Annotated in this window: 20 protein-coding genes; 10 read left to right on the top strand and 10 right to left on the bottom strand. The window is 66.0% G+C overall.

Annotated elements, in window-relative coordinates:
* Positions 1-264: 264 nt before the first annotated feature.
* Positions 265-591: a cupin domain-containing protein gene (locus tag AC07NY_RS09240; protein WP_492287341.1), complete on the top strand. Its 327-nt coding sequence runs from the start codon at positions 265-267 to the stop codon at positions 589-591.
* Here the strand turns inward: AC07NY_RS09240 and AC07NY_RS09235 are convergent.
* Positions 578-787 (bottom strand): hypothetical protein, encoded by a 210-nt coding sequence (locus AC07NY_RS09235; RefSeq protein WP_494583404.1) that lies wholly within the window; start codon positions 785-787, stop codon positions 578-580. The genes AC07NY_RS09240 and AC07NY_RS09235 overlap by 14 nt on opposite strands.
* Positions 788-1,000: 213 nt before the next feature.
* Here AC07NY_RS09235 and AC07NY_RS09230 point away from each other — a divergent pair, with 213 nt between their 5' ends.
* The 6 genes from AC07NY_RS09230 to AC07NY_RS09205 all read left to right on the top strand — a co-directional run bounded on the left by AC07NY_RS09230 (position 1,001) and on the right by AC07NY_RS09205 (position 6,655).
* Positions 1,001-1,924, top strand: coding sequence for an ABC transporter permease subunit (locus tag AC07NY_RS09230; protein WP_492287339.1), 924 nt, complete (start codon positions 1,001-1,003; stop codon positions 1,922-1,924).
* Positions 1,925-1,928: 4 nt separating this feature from the next.
* On the top strand, positions 1,929-3,314 hold the full coding sequence (gene livM, locus AC07NY_RS09225; RefSeq protein ID WP_494583402.1) for a high-affinity branched-chain amino acid ABC transporter permease LivM: 1,386 nt from the start codon (positions 1,929-1,931) through the stop codon (positions 3,312-3,314).
* Between the two features lie 65 nt (positions 3,315-3,379).
* Positions 3,380-4,180, top strand: coding sequence for an ABC transporter ATP-binding protein (locus AC07NY_RS09220; protein ID WP_494583711.1), 801 nt, complete (start codon positions 3,380-3,382; stop codon positions 4,178-4,180).
* On the top strand, positions 4,177-4,908 hold the full coding sequence (locus tag AC07NY_RS09215; RefSeq protein WP_492287337.1) for an ABC transporter ATP-binding protein: 732 nt from the start codon (positions 4,177-4,179) through the stop codon (positions 4,906-4,908). Before AC07NY_RS09220 ends, AC07NY_RS09215 begins: the two co-directional genes overlap by 4 nt.
* 127 nt (positions 4,909-5,035) lie before the next feature.
* Positions 5,036-5,410 (top strand): DUF6867 family protein, encoded by a 375-nt coding sequence (locus tag AC07NY_RS09210; RefSeq protein WP_494583400.1) that lies wholly within the window; start codon positions 5,036-5,038, stop codon positions 5,408-5,410.
* A gap of 129 nt (positions 5,411-5,539) precedes the next feature.
* Positions 5,540-6,655 carry a branched-chain amino acid ABC transporter substrate-binding protein gene (locus AC07NY_RS09205; protein WP_492287335.1) on the top strand — a complete coding sequence of 372 codons (1,116 nt, stop codon included), beginning with the start codon at positions 5,540-5,542 and terminating at the stop codon, positions 6,653-6,655.
* A gap of 117 nt (positions 6,656-6,772) precedes the next feature.
* On the opposite strand, the gene AC07NY_RS09200 is transcribed toward AC07NY_RS09205, so the two are convergent.
* The 7 genes from AC07NY_RS09200 to AC07NY_RS09170 form a co-directional block, all read right to left on the bottom strand.
* Positions 6,773-7,045 (bottom strand): hypothetical protein, encoded by a 273-nt coding sequence (locus tag AC07NY_RS09200; RefSeq protein WP_494583398.1) that lies wholly within the window; start codon positions 7,043-7,045, stop codon positions 6,773-6,775.
* A gap of 32 nt (positions 7,046-7,077) precedes the next feature.
* A complete protein-coding gene (locus AC07NY_RS09195; RefSeq protein WP_494583396.1) occupies positions 7,078-7,869 on the bottom strand; it encodes an alpha/beta fold hydrolase in 792 nt (263 codons plus the stop codon).
* Positions 7,870-7,905: 36 nt separating this feature from the next.
* Complete coding sequence (locus tag AC07NY_RS09190; protein ID WP_494583394.1) at positions 7,906-8,484, bottom strand: RBBP9/YdeN family alpha/beta hydrolase; 579 nt, start codon at positions 8,482-8,484, stop codon at positions 7,906-7,908.
* Between the two features lie 189 nt (positions 8,485-8,673).
* The gene (gene purB, locus AC07NY_RS09185; protein ID WP_494583393.1) at positions 8,674-9,981 is read right to left on the bottom strand and encodes an adenylosuccinate lyase; all 1,308 of its coding nucleotides are present in this window, start codon (positions 9,979-9,981) and stop codon (positions 8,674-8,676) included.
* A 149-nt stretch (positions 9,982-10,130) separates the two neighbouring features.
* Positions 10,131-10,814 carry a ribulose-phosphate 3-epimerase gene (rpe, locus tag AC07NY_RS09180; RefSeq protein ID WP_494583391.1) on the bottom strand — a complete coding sequence of 228 codons (684 nt, stop codon included), beginning with the start codon at positions 10,812-10,814 and terminating at the stop codon, positions 10,131-10,133.
* A 175-nt stretch (positions 10,815-10,989) separates the two neighbouring features.
* Positions 10,990-11,682, bottom strand: a complete 693-nt coding sequence (locus AC07NY_RS09175; RefSeq protein WP_494583390.1) for a glutathione S-transferase family protein — start codon at positions 11,680-11,682, stop codon at positions 10,990-10,992.
* Between the two features lie 44 nt (positions 11,683-11,726).
* Complete coding sequence (locus tag AC07NY_RS09170) at positions 11,727-12,698, bottom strand: hypothetical protein (RefSeq protein WP_494583388.1); 972 nt, start codon at positions 12,696-12,698, stop codon at positions 11,727-11,729.
* Positions 12,699-12,962: 264 nt separating this feature from the next.
* On the opposite strand from AC07NY_RS09170, the gene AC07NY_RS09165 reads away from it, so the two are divergent.
* Both AC07NY_RS09165 and AC07NY_RS09160 read left to right on the top strand, forming a co-directional pair.
* Positions 12,963-14,213 carry an NAD(P)/FAD-dependent oxidoreductase gene (locus AC07NY_RS09165; protein WP_494583387.1) on the top strand — a complete coding sequence of 417 codons (1,251 nt, stop codon included), beginning with the start codon at positions 12,963-12,965 and terminating at the stop codon, positions 14,211-14,213.
* 287 nt (positions 14,214-14,500) lie between these two features.
* Positions 14,501-15,637 carry a dipeptidase gene (locus AC07NY_RS09160; protein WP_494583385.1) on the top strand — a complete coding sequence of 379 codons (1,137 nt, stop codon included), beginning with the start codon at positions 14,501-14,503 and terminating at the stop codon, positions 15,635-15,637.
* A gap of 75 nt (positions 15,638-15,712) precedes the next feature.
* Here the strand turns inward: AC07NY_RS09160 and AC07NY_RS09155 are convergent, their stop codons facing one another.
* Both AC07NY_RS09155 and AC07NY_RS09150 read right to left on the bottom strand, forming a co-directional pair.
* Positions 15,713-16,213, bottom strand: a complete 501-nt coding sequence (locus AC07NY_RS09155) for a Clp protease N-terminal domain-containing protein (RefSeq protein ID WP_494583383.1) — start codon at positions 16,211-16,213, stop codon at positions 15,713-15,715.
* Between the two features lie 9 nt (positions 16,214-16,222).
* The gene (locus AC07NY_RS09150; RefSeq protein ID WP_492287324.1) at positions 16,223-16,444 is read right to left on the bottom strand and encodes a hypothetical protein; all 222 of its coding nucleotides are present in this window, start codon (positions 16,442-16,444) and stop codon (positions 16,223-16,225) included.
* Between the two features lie 193 nt (positions 16,445-16,637).
* Here AC07NY_RS09150 and AC07NY_RS09145 point away from each other — a divergent pair, with 193 nt between their 5' ends.
* Positions 16,638-17,465 (top strand): RNA methyltransferase, encoded by an 828-nt coding sequence (locus AC07NY_RS09145; RefSeq protein ID WP_494583381.1) that lies wholly within the window; start codon positions 16,638-16,640, stop codon positions 17,463-17,465.
* The last annotated feature ends 2 nt before the right edge of the window (positions 17,466-17,467 follow it).

Here is a 17,467-nt window from a genome sequence, read left to right as displayed (position 1 = left end):
TCGGTTCACTGTCCCGCATCCGGCGGAACAGCTGTCCATGTAGAGATTCAGGGCTGCCGGCGCCAGCCACCGCAGGCCGAGGCATGGCGCCGGGTATAGCGGCAGCCCCTCTCCATCCGCTAACGGCCCGGCGCAACCGGGGGCCGCGCCCGGTGGCTTGATCTCGCGAAGGCGATCGCTCACGCTCGACCGATATCGGCTGCCAGCGGCCGGGCCGGAGCCTGATCCGATGCCGGCGCGCGGCGTCCGATCGAGGAGATTCCGATGGCCTTCACCTGCACGATTCCCGCCACGCCCACCGTCCAGCAGGACGACGCGACGATCCGGATCACCCGCTGGGATTTCGAGCCCGGCGCCGTGACCGGCTGGCACGAGCATGGCTGGCCCTATTTCGTCGTGATGCTCGTGGCGGGCACGCTGCGCATCCATAACGGCACCGATGTCACCGACGTGCCGTTGGCGCAGGGCCAGGCCTATATGCGCCCGGCCGGCATCCGCCACGACGTCATGAACGGTTCCGACCACCCGATCGCCTTCGTCGAGATCGAGGTGAAGCAGCCCGACGCCCTCAAGGAACTCACGTTGCCGTGACGGCGGCAGCCGCACGACAGCCCTCGCCGGCACTGCAGAGGCCCGACGCGACGCGGTGCCGGTCCATGCATTTTTCCAATCCGACGATCAGCTTTTCGTATTCGTCTTTCGGATGATCCGCCTGCAAGCGCATGACAGGCCGCTGTCGCCGCGATGGCAGGAAATGCCGTTCGCTCAAGTTTTCCCAGCTCGCCACGCAATCATCATGCGCAGAATGCCCGCCACCCCGCAGAGTATTCTGCACATTTTCGCGCCGTTTGGTTCGTAATTGCTTTTGACAGAAATTTGGCGCGGAGCGATTGTCCCCGGCACGAGCCGTTGGTAGCTCTGCATAGAAATCGCATCCCGCATGCGCCGGTGTCATGCCGGTGACGAGAACGGGAGCTGGTTCGAGGGGTCGGCGTTTTTCATGGAAGTCTTCCTGCAGCAGCTCATCAACGGGCTGACACTGGGATCGATCTACGGTCTCATCGCCATCGGCTACACGATGGTGTTCGGCATCATCGGCATGGTGAACTTCGCCCACGGCGACATTTTCATGCTCTCCGCCTTCATCGCGCTGATCTTCTTCATGCTGATCACCGCGGTGGTCGGCACCGGCGCCGGCATGGTCATGCTGGCGCTGGTCGTGGTGCTGGGGCTGGCGATGTTCTTCACCTCGCTGTGGAACTGGACGATCGAGCGGGTGGCTTACCGGCCGCTGCGCGGCTCCTTCCGCCTCGCGCCCCTGATCTCGGCGATCGGCATGTCGATCTTCCTGATGAACTTCGTGCAGGTCGTGCAGGGCCCGCGCAACAAGTCGATCCCGCCGCTGCTCAACAAGTCGATCACCCTGATCGAGAGCACGACCTATTCGGTCCAGATCTCCTACAAGCAGATCGTCATCATCCTGACGACGGCGGTGCTGCTCGCGGCCTTCTGGTACATCGTGCAGAAGACGCCGCTCGGCCGGGCCCAGCGTGCCTGCGAGCAGGATCGCAAGATGGCGGCCCTCCTCGGCATCGATGTCGACCGCACGATCTCGATCACCTTCATCATGGGCGCGGCGCTCGCGGCGGTGGCCGGCGTGATGTACCTCGTGCTCTACGGCGTCGTGAACTTCGCCGACGGCTTCACGCCCGGCGTCAAGGCCTTCACGGCCGCGGTGCTCGGCGGCATCGGCTCCTTGCCCGGTGCGGTCATCGGCGGCCTGCTGATCGGCCTGATCGAGGTGATGTGGTCGGCCTATTTCACCATCGACTACAAGGACGTCGCCGCCTTCACGATCCTGGCGATCGTGCTGGTCTTCATGCCCTCCGGCCTGCTCGGGCGGCCGGAAGTCGAGAAGGTCTGACGCCATGGCGAACAACCCGACCGCAAACCCGGCCGTTCCCGGCCGCGACCTGAAGGCGGCCTTCAAGGAGGCCGGCTTCGCCGCCCTCGTCACGCTCGGCCTCTGCATCCCGATCATCGCCTGGGGCACGCGCCAGAACCTGGACAACGTCCTGGTGCTCGACCCGCGCTGGGATGCCGTCGCCTGGGCCGTCGCCATCGTCTTCGTCGGCCGCTTCCTGGTCGCGCTGCGCAAGCAGGGCCAGCAGGAGGGCAAGGCCACGGTGCGCATCCTGCCGCACGGCACCGTCGCCTTCTTCCAGCGCCATTCCCGCATCTTCTCGCTGTTCGGGCTCGGCTTCCTCGTCACCTTCCCGGTGATCGCGATCGGGCTCGCCGGCTGGGGCGGCGCCCTGAAATGGATCGACAATTTCGGCGTCCAGATCCTGATCTACGTCATGCTCGGCTGGGGCCTGAACATCGTCGTCGGTCTCGCCGGCCTGCTCGATCTCGGCTATGTCGCCTTCTACGCCGTCGGCGCCTATTCCTACGCGCTCCTGGCCAAGAATTTCGGCTTGTCCTTCTGGCTGCTGCTGCCGCTGGCCGGCATCCTCGCCGCCTTCTGGGGCATGCTGCTCGGCTTCCCGGTGTTGCGCCTGCGCGGCGACTATCTTGCCATCGTGACGCTGGCCTTCGGCGAGATCATCCGCCTCGTCCTGATCAACTGGACCGAGTTCTCGAACGGCTATGCCGGCATCTCCGGCATCCCGCGCCCGACCTTCTTCGGCATCCCCTTCACGGCGGCGGATAATGGCTTCGCCGCCGTCTTCGGGCTGGAATTCTCACCGATCTACCGAACGATCTTCCTCTACTACCTCATCCTCTGCCTCGCACTGCTGACCGCCGTCGTCACGCTGCGCCTGCGCCGCCTGCCCGTCGGGCGCGCCTGGGAAGCCCTGCGCGAGGACGAGATCGCCTGCCGCTCGCTCGGCATCAACACCACCAACACCAAGCTCACCGCCTTCTCGATCGGCGCCATGTTCGGCGGCTTCGCCGGCGCCTTCTTCTCGGCGCGGCAGGGCTTCATCTCGCCTGAATCCTTCGTCTTCATGGAATCGGCGGTCATTCTCGCCATCGTCGTGCTCGGCGGCATGGGCTCGCTCTGGGGCTGTGCCATCGCGGCGATCGCGATGATCGGCGGAACCGAGCTCCTGCGCGAGCTCGAATGGATGAAGCAGATCTTCGGCAACGACTTCGACCCGACGAAGTACCGCATGCTGATCTTCGGCTTCGCCATGGTGGTGATCATGATCTGGAAGCCGCGCGGCCTGATCTCGACCCGCGAGCCCACCGCCTTCCTCAAGGAGAAGAAGGCGATCTCCTCCGATCTCGTCCAGGAGGGGCACGGCTGATGGCCACGAACGCTCCCCAATTGACGCCGCAGGGCCGCGCCCTGCTGGAGGTCGAGCAGGTCACCATGCGCTTCGGCGGCCTCACCGCCGTCAACGCGCTGTCCTTCCAGGCCCGCAAGGGCGACATCACCGCGCTGATCGGCCCCAACGGCGCCGGCAAGACCACGGTCTTCAACTGCATCACCGGCTTCTACAAGCCGACGCAGGGCATGGTCTCGCTCAACCATGACGACGGCTCGAGCTATCTGCTCGAGCGCATGCCGGATTTCCGCATCTCCTGGAAAGCCAAGGTCGCCCGCACCTTCCAGAACATCCGCCTCTTCGGCGGCATGACGGTGCTGGAGAACCTGCTCGTCGCCCAGCACAACCCGCTGATGGCGGCCTCCGGCTTCACCTTCCTCGGCGTGCTCGGCATCGGCGGCTACAAGGCGCGCGAGAAGGAGGCGATCGAGAAGGCCAAGTTCTGGCTCGACAAGATCAACCTGACCCATCGCGCCGACGACCCCGCCGCCGATCTGCCCTATGGCGATCAGCGCCGGCTGGAGATCGCGCGCGCGATGTGCACCGACCCGGTCCTGCTCTGCCTCGACGAGCCGGCCGCGGGCCTCAACCCGCGCGAGAGCCTCGACCTCAACACGCTGCTGCTCTCGATCCGCAAGGACCTCGGCACGGCGCTGCTGCTGATCGAGCACGACATGTCGGTCGTCATGGAAATCTCGGACCATGTCGTGGTCCTCGATTACGGCACCAAGATCGCCGACGGCACGCCGGCCGAAGTACAGGCCGACCCGAAGGTCATCGCCGCCTATCTCGGCGTCGATGACGAGGAGGTCGAAGAGGTCGAAGCGGAGGTCGGCATCTCGTGACTCAAGCTCAGCCTCTTCTGGCCGTCCGCGGCGTCAAGACCTATTACGGCAAGATCATCGCGCTGAAGGGCGTCGATATCGACGTCAATCCCGGCGAGATCGTCACCATGATCGGCGCCAACGGCGCCGGCAAATCCACGCTGATGATGACCATCTTCGGCAATCCGCAGGCCCGCGAAGGCTCGGTCACCTATGAGGGCCGCGACATCACGCGCATGCCGAGCCACGAGATCGCGCGCCTGGGGATTGCTCAATCCCCGGAAGGAAGACGCATCTTCCCGCGCATGACGGTGTTCGAGAACCTGCAGATGGGCGCCTCCGTCCGCAATTTCGAGAATTTCGACGAGGATCTCGAGAAGATCTGCGTGCTCTTCCCGCGCATCAAGGAGCGCCTGCAGCAGCGCGGCGGCACGCTCTCGGGCGGCGAGCAGCAAATGGTCGCGATCGCGCGCGCCCTGATGGCACGCCCCAAGCTCCTGCTGCTGGACGAGCCCTCTCTGGGCCTCGCGCCGCTGATCGTGAAGCAGATCTTCGAGGCGATCCGCGAGCTCAACAAGACGCAAGGGTTGACCGTCTTCCTGGTCGAGCAGAACGCCTTCCACGCGCTGAAGCTCGCCCATCGCGGCTACGTGATGGTCAACGGCGTCATCACGATGAGCGGCACGGGCAAGGAACTGCTCGCCAACCCGCAGGTGCGCGCCGCCTATCTCGAAGGCGGCCGGCACTGACATGAGACGGCGGAGGATCATCTCTCCTCCGCTGCAACTTTTTGATGAGAGACGGCCGCACGCCACCCATGCCATCGCTGTGGTGATGTCAGCCGCTTCCAAAGCCGCTTGAAGCGGGGAGCACGAGATGCAGGGCATCCTCTACGAAGAACCGACGATCTGGCTCTTCCTGCTGGTGACCGTCGTCATGGGCGGCTGGCTCGCCTGGATGGCCGGCCGCGCGATCGCCCTGACCTGGCGGCCGAACTGGCAGCTTTTCGTCTACATGCTGGTGCTCGGCCTGTTCGTGCGCTTCATCCATTTCGCCCTGTTCCAGGCGACGCTGCTGACGCTGCACTACTACATCGTCGACACCATCCTGCTCATCGGCTTCGGCTATGCCGGCTGGCGCTACACCCGCGCCAAGCAGATGACGCGGCAATATCACTGGCTGTTCGAGCGCGCCGGCCCCTTTGGCTGGAAGCCCCGCGCGGGCGCCGAAATACGACCGGAATTGCTCTGAAGGAGCTCGCGAGCTTGGTGCGTGACAGACCCCTGAAAAAGCGCAAGACTGACGCTTAGGGTGACGAGAACGCACCGAGACGGGTGGACCGTCCAGCCCGTTGTCAATCATACAGGGGAGTTGCATCACATGAAGAAACTGCTGTTGGGCGGCATTGCGCTCGGCGCGGTCCTCGCCTTCTCCGGCGTGGCCAACGCACAGATCAAGCTCGGCGTCGGCGGCCCGATCACCGGCCCGAACGCGGCTTTCGGCGCGCAGCTCAAGAATGGCGCCGAGCAGGCCGTCGAGGACATCAACGCCGCCGGCGGCGTCCTCGGCCAGAAGATCACGGTGACCGTCGGTGACGACGTCTCCGATCCGAAGCAGGGCGTCTCGGTCGCCAACAAGTTCGTCGGCGACGGCGTGAAATGGGTGCTCGGCCACTTCAACTCCGGCGTCACCATGCCGGCCTCCGAGGTGTATGCCGAAAACGGCATCCTGATGATCTCGCCTTCGGCCACCAACCCGAAGATCACCGAGCGCGGCCTGTGGAACACCTTCCGCACCTGCGGCCGTGACGATCAGCAGGGCAGCGTCGCCTCGGCCTATCTCCTGAAGAACTTCAAGGACAAGAAGATCGCCGTCGTCCACGACAAGACGACCTATGGCCAGGGCCTCGCCGACGAGACCAAGAAGGGTCTCAACGCCGGCGGCGTCAAGGAAGTGCTCTACGAAGGCATCAACGCCGGCGAGAAGGACTTCTCGGCTCTCGTCTCGAAGATCAAGGCCTCCGGCGCCGACTACCTCTACTGGGGTGGCCTGCACACCGAAGGCGGCCTGATCGTGCGCCAGATGCGCGACCAGGGCCTGAAGACGGTCCTCGTCTCGGGTGACGGCATCACCACCGACGAGTTCGCCACCATCGGCGGCCCCGGCGTCGAAGGCACCCTGATGACCTTCCCGCCGGACCCGCAGAAGCGTCCGGAGGCGGCTGCCGTCGTCCAGAAGTTCGCTTCCAAGAACTTCAAGCCGGAAGCCTACACGCTCTACAGCTACGCCGCCGTCCAGATCATGGCCGAAGGCGCCAAGCGCGCGAACTCGACCGATCCGAAGAAGATCGCTGCGGCGCTGCATGGCGGCCAGCCGGTCAAGACCGTGATCGGCGATATCGGCTTCGACAAGAAGGGCGACATCACCCGTCCGGACTACACCGTCTACACCTGGAAGAAGGGTGCGGACGGCAAGATCACCTATGTCGAGAATTGATCTCGGCGGCTGATCCAGCCTCCTGAATGAAAGAGCCCGCTTCGGATCATCCGGAGCGGGCTTTTTTATTGGGCTTTTGTCGAGGCTTTCCCGTTCAAGCCCGCGGCAGCAACGCCTTCAATGGCGGCCTCCCCCGCGGCCACCGAAGCGGCCCAACAGGGTAGCTGCTTCGACGAGCGCCATGTTGACGAAGAGGCGCAGGCTCGACGCCTGAGCGCGATCGGTTTCGCGCCGGGCTTCGATCAGATGGTCGCTGGCTCTTGCCAGGGCAGCGGCACGGTCGTCATCCTCGTCGCCGTCTCCGTCCGGTCGTCGTTGCGCTTGCGGCATAAGACGCTCCAGTTCTGGTTCGGGAGATAACGAGAAGAATTTTCGGTTGTTCCGCCCCAATTTCCACGCCGCGAAAGCGCGGAGACAAGCGGCTATGTGCGGACCGCGACGACGTCACGAATGAACCCATCGAGCAGGCTGACCAGCCTGTCCGGGTCCTCGCGATGCGGGACATGGCCGATACCATCGAGGATCGCCGCCTCTCCCCGCCCGACTGCGATACGTCTGGCATGGTCGGCGGAGCCGTATTCGTCATCCTGCCCATGAACAGCCAGAACCGGGCATCGGACCTGCTCGAGCGCGTCATCCAGCGAAAAAGCGGCGAAGGCCGGATCGAGCCAGGTCTCGGTCCAGGCCGAGACGACCCAGGCGGGATCGCGATGATATCGGCCGAGCCGCGCGAGGTTCTCGGGCTTGGCGAATTCGGCCTGCGCCACCCTGATCCCATCGCGGATGCGGTCATCGACGAGCGCCTGTGCGCCCATCGTGATCAGCCCGGCGCAATCATCGCGGAGATGCGCCGCCGTTTCGACCGCCATCCCGCCGCCGACGCTGTGGCCGCAGGTGATGAAGGCCGAGAACCCGATCTGCTGCTGAAGGAGCGGGACGATCCGGCGCGCCTCCTCCCGCACGAAATCCATCGCGAGCCTGCCGGGAAACGAGTCCGAGCGCCCGAAGCCGAGCCGGTCATAGGCGATGACGCGCCGGCCAGTAGCCATGGCGAGCTTCTCGGGAAAACTGCGCCACAGCTCCACGCTGCCGAGGGAATCGTGAAACAGCAGGATCGGCGTCGCTGCTGGATTGCCGCCGCTTTCCCAAGTCCGGGCGAATAGCTCGCCTCGGCTGGTTTCGATCTGCCGATCCTGAACGTTGATTCCCGTCACGCACGCCCCCGGCAACAAGTCCGACCGACGGCCCGCCTATTGACTCAATGTCTGCGGAACCACGCTCAAGCTCTTGAGAAAGCCTGCGAAACGCAGAAGCCCGTCAGGCCAGGGGCCATGCCCGGATTCGCTGTTGAGATGGCCGCTATCGCCGGCATCGACGAATTCCGAACCCCAGGCCTCAGCAAGCGCCTTCGCCTCGTCCTGCGTGCAATAGGGGTCGGTCGCGCTGCCGATCAGCACCGACGGGAACGGCAGCGTCTCGCGGCGATGCGCGATGAAGTCCGGCCCCATGCCGGGCACCGCGCCCTTGGCCTTCTCGGAGGCAGGCGCGACCAGGAAGGCGCCGGCGACCTCGCCGGGGTGCAGATGCTCGGCGGCGAAGGCGACGGCGCTGCAGCCGGCCGAATGCGCGACCAGCACGACGGGGCGCGTGGCTGAGCGCACGGCCTTCACGATCTCATCGGCCCAGACATGACGGGAGGGCTTGTACCAATCCGCCTGCTCGACGCGGCGCGCCGTCTTCAGGCGGGTTTCCCAGCGGCTCTGCCAATGGTCGGGGCCGGAGCCCGACCAGCCGGGGATGATGAGGATATCGACGTCGGAGGATTTCATGATGGGTCAGTGTAGAGCTGTCTTCCCGTGCGCGTTGCAGCGTGAAACGCTGCTGCGCAGACACGGGACCGTCTTACGAAGAAGCGCCTTTCCGTCATGCGGTCCCGCATCTGCGCAGCAGCACTTGCGTGCTGCAGCGCGTGCGGGATGACGAACCGGCCATCAAAGTAGGTCGCCCCACCAATGGGTTCAAGCGTCCCCGAACACCCGGCGGAAGATCGTGTCGACATGCTTGAAGTGATAGCCCTCGTCGAACATCGCCTTGAGTTCGGAAGCGGAGAGCTTCTCGGCGACGTCCTTGTCGGCCATCAGGTTGGTCAGGAAGTCCTCGCCATGCTCCCAGGTGCGCATCGCGTTGCGCTGGACCATGGAATAGCTGTCCTCGCGGCTGGCGCCGGCCTGGGTCAGGGCCAGCAGAACGCGCTGCGAATTGTGCAGGCCGCCGAGCCGGTCGAGGTTCTTGCGCATGTTCTGCGGGTAGACCAGCAGCTTGTCGACGACGCCCGTGAGACGCGCCAGCGCGAAATCGAGCGTCACGGTGGCGTCGGGGCCGATCATGCGCTCGACGGACGAGTGCGAGATGTCGCGCTCGTGCCAGAGCGCCACGTTCTCCAGCGCCGGCGTGACCATGCCGCGCACGAGGCGAGACAGGCCCGTCAGGTTCTCGGTCAGCACCGGATTGCGCTTGTGCGGCATCGCCGAGGAGCCCTTCTGGCCCGGCGAGAAATACTCCTCGGCCTCGTAGACCTCGGTGCGCTGCAGGTGGCGGATCTCGGTCGAGAGGCGCTCGATGCAGGAGGCGACGACGCCGAGCGTCGCGAAATACATCGCGTGCCGGTCGCGCGGGATCACCTGCGTCGAGACCGGCTCGACGGTGAGGCCCATCTTCTCGGCGACATACTCTTCCACGCTCGGGTCGATATTGGCGAAGGTGCCGACGGCGCCCGAGATCGCGCAGGTCGCGATTTCCGCGCGGGCCGCCACGAGGCGGGCGCGGCAGCGGTCGAACTCGGCATAGGCCTGCGCGAGCTTCAGCCCGAAAGTCACCGGCTCGGCATGGATGCCGTGCGAGCGGCCGATGGTCGGGGTGAGCTTGTGCTCGAAGGCGCGGCGCTTGATCGCGGCGAGCAGCGCATCGACATCGGCGATCAGGATATCGGTGGCGCGCGCGAGCTGAACCGAAAGCGTGGTGTCGAGAATGTCCGACGAGGTCATGCCCTGGTGGACGAAGCGCGCTTCCGGCCCGACGATCTCGGCGAGATGCGTCAGGAAGGCGATGACGTCGTGCTTGGTGACGCGCTCGATCTCGTCGATGCGCTCGACGTCGAAGACGGCATCCTTGGCCTTGGCCCAGATCGTCGCAGCCGCTTCCTTCGGCACGACGCCGAGCTCGGCGAGCTTGTCGGTCGCATGCGCCTCGATCTCGAACCAGATGCGGAAGCGGGTCTGCGGCTCCCAGATGGCGACCATCTCGGGGCGGGAATAGCGCGGGATCATCGCAAGCCTTTCACACAATGCGCGCCGTCATCCCGGACGACCGCAGGTCGCTCCGGGATCCATCATAGGGCTCGGCGCCCTATGATGGATCCCGGCACTCCGCTTCGCTACGGCCGGGATGACGGCCGCTATCTCCAGTCAAAAAAAGCTCAAACCCACGACCCGCGCGCAGCCTCGGCCGCCTTGCGGATCGCTTCGATATTGCCGGCATAGGCCGAAGGCCCGCCCTTGAACACGGCCGAGCCCGCGACCAGCGTATCGGCGCCGGCCTTGACGACCAGCGGCGCGGTCTCGGGCGTCACCCCGCCGTCGATCTCGATGGAAATCGGCCGGTCGCCGATCAATGCCTTCACCTGCGCGACCTTCTCGACCACAGAGCGGATGAAGCTCTGCCCGCCGAAGCCGGGATTGACGGTCATCAGAAGGATGAGATCGACATCCTCGATCAGGGCTTCGGCCGCGCTTGCCGGCGTGCCGGGATTGAGCACGATGCCGGCTTGCTTGCCCTGCGCCTTGATCGCCTGCAGCGTGCGGTGCGGATGCGGGCCCGCCTCGACATGGAAGGAGATCAGGTCGGCCCCGGCCTTGGCGAAGGCTTCGATGTAGGGGTCGACGGGCGCGATCATCAGGTGCACGTCGAAGAACTTGCTGGTGTGCGGGCGGATCGCCTTCAGCACATCGGGGCCGAAGGTGATGTTCGGCACGAAATGCCCGTCCATCACGTCGCAATGAATCCAGTCGGCGCCAGCAGCGTCGATCGCGCGCACCTCCTCGCCGAGCTTGGCGAAATCGGCCGAGAGGATCGAGGGGGCGATACGGATGGGGCTGGTCATGGCCGGGGGTTTAACGCCCCGAGCCGCCTGCCGCAATCGCGAAACCGGGCCAATACAACCTCGTCATGCTCGGGCTTGACCCGAGCATCTCATGACACGGGGGCTCCGATACCTCCTCCTGCAAGAGATTCTCGGGTCTGCGCTTCGCTCCGCCCGAGAATGACGGCCTCGATGTTCAGGCGCTCCGCTGCTGCCGCTGGGCCACAGGCACGGACAGCCTGCGGTCCGCTTCCGCCGTCTCCGCCACCACCTGCGCGAAAGACGGACGCAGCTTCAGGCGCGTATACCACTCCGCCAACCCGGGATAGCCGTCGAGCGACGGCCCACCGAGGCGGCGGATGAAGAGCATGCTCATGAAGATCGCGATATCCGCCACCGAAAGCCGGCTGCCGAAGAACGGACGCCCCGCCAGCTTCTGCTCCAGCACGTCGTAATGGCGCAGCAGCCCCTCCTCGGCGATCAGCGCATCCGCCTCCTGCGCGATGCGGCGGTCGCGATCCGGCGAGGGCGGCTCCGTGCGGTACATCAAGGGCTTCAGCGCCTGGAACAGGATCTCGTCGCCATAGAGCTCGTCGAGCCGGCAACGCGCTCGCTCGACCGGCGTATCCGGCATCAGCTTCGGCTCGGGATAGGCCTCGTCGAGATATTCGTTGATCACGGTGGAATCGTAGAGGACGAGCCCGCAATCGGTCAGGATCGGCACCTGCCGCTTCGGGTTGAGCGCCAGCACCTCGGGATGCCGCGGATCGTAGCCGGTCGTCTGGTTGAACGGCACCATGATGCGCTGGAAGGCGAGGCCCTTCTCGGTCAGCGCGATCTCGACCTTGCGTGAGAACAGGCTCAACGGCCCGGAATAGAGGGTGATCATGGCGCGGCTCTCCTGCGACGGGGAAAGCCTCGCAAGCCGCTGCGTCAACGCCCGTCAGCAGCCTCCCGGCGCCGAATCCGCGCTGCGATGCCGCCGAGCAGCCAGGGCAGCAGGTAGATCGGGAACTGCGCCAGCGCGAAATAGAGGAAGGTCGTCGGCGAGACGCCAGCCCCCAGCGCCGCGACGAGCAGCCCCATGTTCCGCTGTCCCGTGCCGTAGCCGATCATGAAGCGCTCGGAGGCCGGCAGCAGCCGCAGCACCAGCCAGCTCGACGCCAATCCAGCTGCAGAGACCGCGAAGACGCACCCGAGGACGAACAGCACGAGCCTGGGATTGTCGAGCGCAGCCTGGGTCACGCCGTCCATCGCCGCGATCGCGAAGATGAAATACATCAGCACGCCGAAGCCATCGAGATTGGCCTTCATCGCCTTGATGCGCGCGAGCCCCAGCCAGAGCCGGATCGCGGAGGCCACCGCCATGCCGCCGCCGATGAAGATCAGGAGGCGCAGCGTCAGCGCCCAGCGGTCGAGCGGCACCGCCGCCCCTGCGAGCAATTCGACGAGGATCGGCGCGACGATCGGGCTCACGATCGTGGTCAGGATCACGCTGGCGATGATCAGCGAAGGCTCGAAGCCGTAGAGGATCGCGACCGCCGGCGAGGACATGATCGGCGGCGCCGCGCCCATGATGGCGAGCCCGAGCACGATGCCGGGATCGAGGTTCTCGCGCCCGACCAGCAGGAGCGCCCCGCCGATCAGCAGCACCGGCCCGGCGATCAGCCAGGCGCAGCTCGCGGCGAGCTTGGCCGGGCGCCGCAGCAGCCCGAGCGTCACGCTCATGTCGAGCCGCATGAACACGACCGTGGTGAAACAGAAGATCGTGATCGGCAGCGCCGGCCGCGCCATCGCCGAGAATTGCGGCAGCGCGAGCCCGAGGAAGATTGAGAGCGCGAAGCCTTGCGTGCCATGACGGCCGAGCCACGCGAGCGCGGCAGCGATGAAGGCAGCGGGATGCATCGGCCGGGCTCTGGAATCGTTCGCGAAACAGACGCACACTGGCTGAAGGCGCGCGCAGCGTCACCTGCCGCAGACGCAAGCCAATCCTGCGCCGGCATAAAATTGCGCACTCTTTCGGCGATTGCAGCCCATGACCGGACAATCCGGAAAACTGGCGCAGAAATTGCGAAAGATTAGGCTGTTCCGCGCAAAATCCGGTCGTGCCGCTGACAAGCCGGCGCAAACCGGTATCCTTGCGGGAAAAGGGGCTGGCAGGAGCAGGTCATGAAGGTGGATACGATCGTTCTCGGCGCCGGTATCGTCGGCATTTCGGTCGCGCTTCATCTCCAGAAGGCCGGGCGCGCCACCTTGCTGGTCGACCGCCGTGCTCCCGGCGAGGAAACCAGCTACGGCAATGCCGGCCTGATCCAGCGCGAGGGCGTCTACCCCTACGGCTTCCCGCATGATTTCGGTGCGCTGATCCGCTACGCGATGAACAACACCATCGACGCGCATTATCACTGGAGCGCGATCCCGAAGCTCGCCCCCTTCCTGTTTTCCTACTGGATGCATTCGCGCGCCTCGCAGCATCAGGCGATCGCCCATAAATACGCGACGCTGATCGAGCATTGCGTGACCGAGCATGACGCGCTCGCCCAGGAGGCCGGTGCCACGAACCTGCTGCGTCGCGACGGCTGGATGAAGGTGTTCCGCACCGAGAAGGAGCGCGACACCCGCCTCGCGGAGGCCGCCCGCTGGAACAGCGAATTCGGCCTGAACTACCGGGCGCTCGATATGGCGACACTCAAGGCCGAGGAGCCGCATCTCGACCATGGCAGCCTGATCGGCGGCCTGCACTGGACCGACCCGACCACCGTCGTCGACCCGCTCGGGCTGTCGAAGGCTTATGTCGCGCTGTTCGAGAAGCTCGGCGGCAAGCTCGCCATCGGCGATGCCGGCACGCTCCAGCAGAACGGCGCCGGCTGGACCGTCACCCTCGCCGACGGCACCACGGCCGAGGCCAAGGATGTCGTCGTTGCGCTTGGCCCCTGGGCCGACGTGCTCAGCAACAAGCTGGGTTACCGTCTGCCGCTCGCGGTCAAGCGTGGCTATCACATGCATTACAAGCCGCAGGGCAACGCCGTGCTCAACCATCCGGTGCTCGACACCGAGCGCGGCTATTTCCTCGCCCCGATGCTGCAGGGCATCCGCCTGACCACCGGCGCCGAATTCGCCGACCGCGATGCGCCGAAGACCCCGGTCCAGCTGGCCCGTGCCGAGCCGATCGCCAAGCAGCTCTTCCCGCTCGGCGAGCGCGTCGATGCAGAGCCCTGGCTCGGCCGCCGCCCCTGCACGCCGGACATGATGCCGATCATCGGCCCGGCGCCAAAGCACAAGGGTTTGTGGTTCTCCTTCGGCCACGCCCATCACGGCCTGACGCTCGCCGCCGTCACCGGCCGGATGATCGCGGAAATGGTGACCGGCCAGAAGGTCTTCGTGGACCCGACGCCGTTCGCGCCCGCGCGGTTCGTCTGAGGCGCCGCCTGCTGAAGGGCACCTGTCATCCCGTGCGCGCTGCAGCGTGAAACGCTGCTGCGCAGACACGGGACCGTCACCCGGAAGAGGCGCCTTCTCGTCGGACGATCCCGCATCTGCGCAGCAGCACTTCGTGCCGCAGCGCGTGCGGGATGACACCTGGGCAAGTGCGGTATGACACCCGGCACCGGCGCCTCGCCGTCATGGCGCCCCTGCGTCCCGCCCCCTCGCCTCCCGGCGCACTCCCTGCCACGATCCGGCTCCCGATTCCCGACCGAGACCCCGCCATGGCCCTCGCCAAACCGCCCGTCCAGGACAATGCCTACGCCGCCGCGCTCGCCCTGCTCGACCGCGTCCCGCTGATCGACGGCCATAACGACCTGCCCTATGTCATCCGCAAGGATGCGAAGGCGAAGGGCGATGTCGCGACCTACGGCCTCGACAAGGTCCATGCCGAGGGCGACACCGACATCCCGCGCATGCAGGCCGGCAAGATGGCGGCGCAGTTCTTCGCGGCCTATGTCCCGCCGAAACAGGCCAATCCCGCTGGCTTCGCGCTCGCCCAGATCGCGCTGATGCGCGACATCCTCAAGCGTCACGCGGATGTCTTCCGCCCCGGCCTCTCCGCCGCCGATGTCGAGGCTGCCAAGGCCGAGGGGCGCATCGCCCTGTTCATGACCATCGAGAACGGCTCGGCGGTCGATGGCGAGCTCGACTCGCTCGACGCCTATTACGATCTCGGCGTGCGCCTGATGACGCTCTGCCACAACAACACCACCGACTGGTGCGATTCCGCCACCGACGCCCCGCGCCATAACGGCCTGACCGGCTTCGGCAAGGACGTGCTGCGCCGGATGAACAAGCTCGGCATGGTCATCGACCTCGCCCATGTCGCGCCGAAGGTGATGCATGACGCGCTCGACGTCTCCAGCGCCCCGCTGGTCTGGTCGCACTCCAACGCCTTCACGCTCTGCGACCATCCGCGCAACGTCCCCGACGACGTGCTCGATCGCGTCGCCGGCAATGGCGGTGTCGTGATGGCGACCTTCGTGCCGGATTTCATCAGCCAGGCCTCGCGCGACTGGCACCGCCCGACCAAGGACCAGTACGGCAAGGCGCTGGAAGGCATGGACGCCAAGACGGAGGCCGAGATCGAGCGCAAATCTGGCCCGCGCCCGAAGGCGACGCTTCCCGAATACTGCGACCATGTCGAGTATCTCGCCAAGCGCATCGGCCACGACCATGTCGGCATCGGCTCGGACTTCTTCGGCTGGGTCAACCCGGACGGACTGGAGGACACCACGACCTTCCCGTCGGTGATCGCCGAACTGATCCGCCGCGGCTGGTCGGAAGAGAACCTGACCAAGCTCGCCGGCGGCAACATGCTGCGCGTGCTGCGTGCGGTGGAGAAGGCGGCAGCTTAATTCGATCGGACGATCAGCCGGCACTATGGCCGGCTTGGGGACTGCCCGTGCGACAACGCATGGGCAGCGACGCGTTCATAGGCCGCTCTTCCCGACGATCGCGTCGGCGCTCGATTTCAGAACGGCGGAATCGACGCCGAGGGCACGCAGCGCCCGCGGCGCCACGCCCTGCGGCATGGCGGCGACGATGCTGACGACGTGAGCGCCGAGCAGGGGCGCGTGATCTCTTCGGGCTTCCGCCAGCTCTTGCATCACGACCTGCCCGGACGGCGCGGCATGATAGGCGCTGGCATGGGCCGAAACCGGCATATCGGGCGGCGCGTCCACCGTCAGGCCGATCGAGAGAAGGGCATCGCCATATTGCCGTTCGATCGCGGCTTTCAGGGCGTCAGGCTCGGCCCCCGCGCGCTCGAAGGCGAGGCGGGCCGTGCCATCCGGAAGGTCGAGCGCAGCCAGCAGGAAATGCTCTGCCCCCGGCTCCCGCTGCTGGTCGTGCAGGGCATGGGCTTCAGCCCGCTCGCAGAGGCGCTTGATCGTACCCATGTCGCCAAGCTTCGATCTGATGCGTTCGAACATCGATTCTCCCTAAGTGGAGCGGTCATCCGCCACCACATCCGAAAGCCTTTTATGGGCGGCTTGCTTGGTGACCCCGAGGGCCAGGGCGATCCGCGACCACGGCCAGCCTTGCTGCAGGGCCGACCGCACGGCCCCGCGCTCGATCCGATCCGCCAGGCGGCGCAAGGCGACGACGGCCGCCAAAGCTTCCTCGGGATCGGTCGGGATGGCGATGTTGCGCAGATCATCCATCCGTCAACCTTAGTTGACGAGCGCGCCACCGTCAACAAAAGTTGACAAACCAGCTCTCGGCAGCTCTCGGGCAATGCTGCGTCCGTGGCTCTCGCGGCCTCGCCGGGCTCGCCATGAGAACCGGCTTGACGTATGGCCTCCCGCGGCAGCCCGTTTGGGTGCTGCGCAGAAGATCAGACGAAGCGACTGTCCCATGACCGGTTCCGGCACCGACCGCACCCGCCCAGCCGTCCAGGCCCCTGCCCCCATCGTCATCCTGGTCGAGCCCCAGCTCGCCGAGAATATCGGTATGTGCGCCCGCGCCATGGCGAATTTCGGCCTCTCCGAGATGCGCCTCGTCGCCCCGCGCGACGGCTGGCCGAGCGGCGGGGGCCTCAAGAAAGGCGCGACGGCAGCGGCCTCCGGCGCGACGCATATCCTGGAGAACGCCCGGCTCTTCGATACCGCCGCCGAGGCGATCGCCGACCTCAACCACGTGCTGGCGACGACGGCCCGCGAGCGCGGCCAGATGAAGCGCGTGCTGACCCCCGCCGAAGCCATGCCCGAGGTCGCCGGCCGCATCGGCTCCGGCGAGCGCGTCGGCATCCTGTTCGGGCGCGAGCGCATCGGCCTCACCAACGAGGAGATCAGCCTCGCCGACGCGATCCTGACCTTCCCGGTCAATCCCGCCTTCGCCTCGCTGAACCTCGCCCAGGCCGTGCTGCTCAACGGCTATGAATGGTTCAAGACGACGGGTGGCGAGCCGCCCTTCCGCGAGAACAATCCCTCGCCGCCGGCCAAGCGCGAGATGATCCTGTCGATGTTCGACTATCTCGAAGCCGAGCTCGACACCTGCGGCTTCTTCCCGGCCGGCAAGAAGCCGGTGATGACGGCGAACCTGCGCGACATCCTGCACCGCCTTGACATGACCGAGCAGGAGGCCCGCACGCTGCGCGGCGTCTTCAAGTCGCTGGTCGAGGGACCGAAGAAGGCCCGGCTCCTGGCGCGGCAAGCGGATGAGGCGGACGGCGCCGAAGGATAAAA

This window comes from Allobosea sp. GW821-FHT09G06, from assembly GCF_059416005.1.
Note: the sequence above shows the minus strand (reverse complement) of the source record. Positions and strands in the feature narration are given on the sequence as shown.

Coding starts and splice junctions, on each gene's coding strand:
- rpe (WP_494583391.1), bottom strand. CDS start 10,814: ATGACCAGCCCCATCCGTATCGCCCCCTCGATCCTCTCGGCCGATTTC.
- AC07NY_RS09150 (WP_492287324.1), bottom strand. CDS start 16,444: ATGGATGATCTGCGCAACATCGCCATCCCGACCGATCCCGAGGAAGCT.
- AC07NY_RS09220 (WP_494583711.1), top strand. CDS start 3,380: ATGCGCTTCGGCGGCCTCACCGCCGTCAACGCGCTGTCCTTCCAGGCC.
- AC07NY_RS09210 (WP_494583400.1), top strand. CDS start 5,036: ATGCAGGGCATCCTCTACGAAGAACCGACGATCTGGCTCTTCCTGCTG.
- AC07NY_RS09175 (WP_494583390.1), bottom strand. CDS start 11,682: ATGATCACCCTCTATTCCGGGCCGTTGAGCCTGTTCTCACGCAAGGTC.
- AC07NY_RS09170 (WP_494583388.1), bottom strand. CDS start 12,698: ATGCATCCCGCTGCCTTCATCGCTGCCGCGCTCGCGTGGCTCGGCCGT.
- purB (WP_494583393.1), bottom strand. CDS start 9,981: ATGATCCCGCGCTATTCCCGCCCCGAGATGGTCGCCATCTGGGAGCCG.
- AC07NY_RS09205 (WP_492287335.1), top strand. CDS start 5,540: ATGAAGAAACTGCTGTTGGGCGGCATTGCGCTCGGCGCGGTCCTCGCC.
- AC07NY_RS09160 (WP_494583385.1), top strand. CDS start 14,501: ATGGCCCTCGCCAAACCGCCCGTCCAGGACAATGCCTACGCCGCCGCG.
- livM (WP_494583402.1), top strand. CDS start 1,929: ATGGCGAACAACCCGACCGCAAACCCGGCCGTTCCCGGCCGCGACCTG.
- AC07NY_RS09230 (WP_492287339.1), top strand. CDS start 1,001: ATGGAAGTCTTCCTGCAGCAGCTCATCAACGGGCTGACACTGGGATCG.
- AC07NY_RS09165 (WP_494583387.1), top strand. CDS start 12,963: ATGAAGGTGGATACGATCGTTCTCGGCGCCGGTATCGTCGGCATTTCG.
- AC07NY_RS09190 (WP_494583394.1), bottom strand. CDS start 8,484: ATGAAATCCTCCGACGTCGATATCCTCATCATCCCCGGCTGGTCGGGC.
- AC07NY_RS09155 (WP_494583383.1), bottom strand. CDS start 16,213: ATGTTCGAACGCATCAGATCGAAGCTTGGCGACATGGGTACGATCAAG.
- AC07NY_RS09145 (WP_494583381.1), top strand. CDS start 16,638: ATGACCGGTTCCGGCACCGACCGCACCCGCCCAGCCGTCCAGGCCCCT.
- AC07NY_RS09240 (WP_492287341.1), top strand. CDS start 265: ATGGCCTTCACCTGCACGATTCCCGCCACGCCCACCGTCCAGCAGGAC.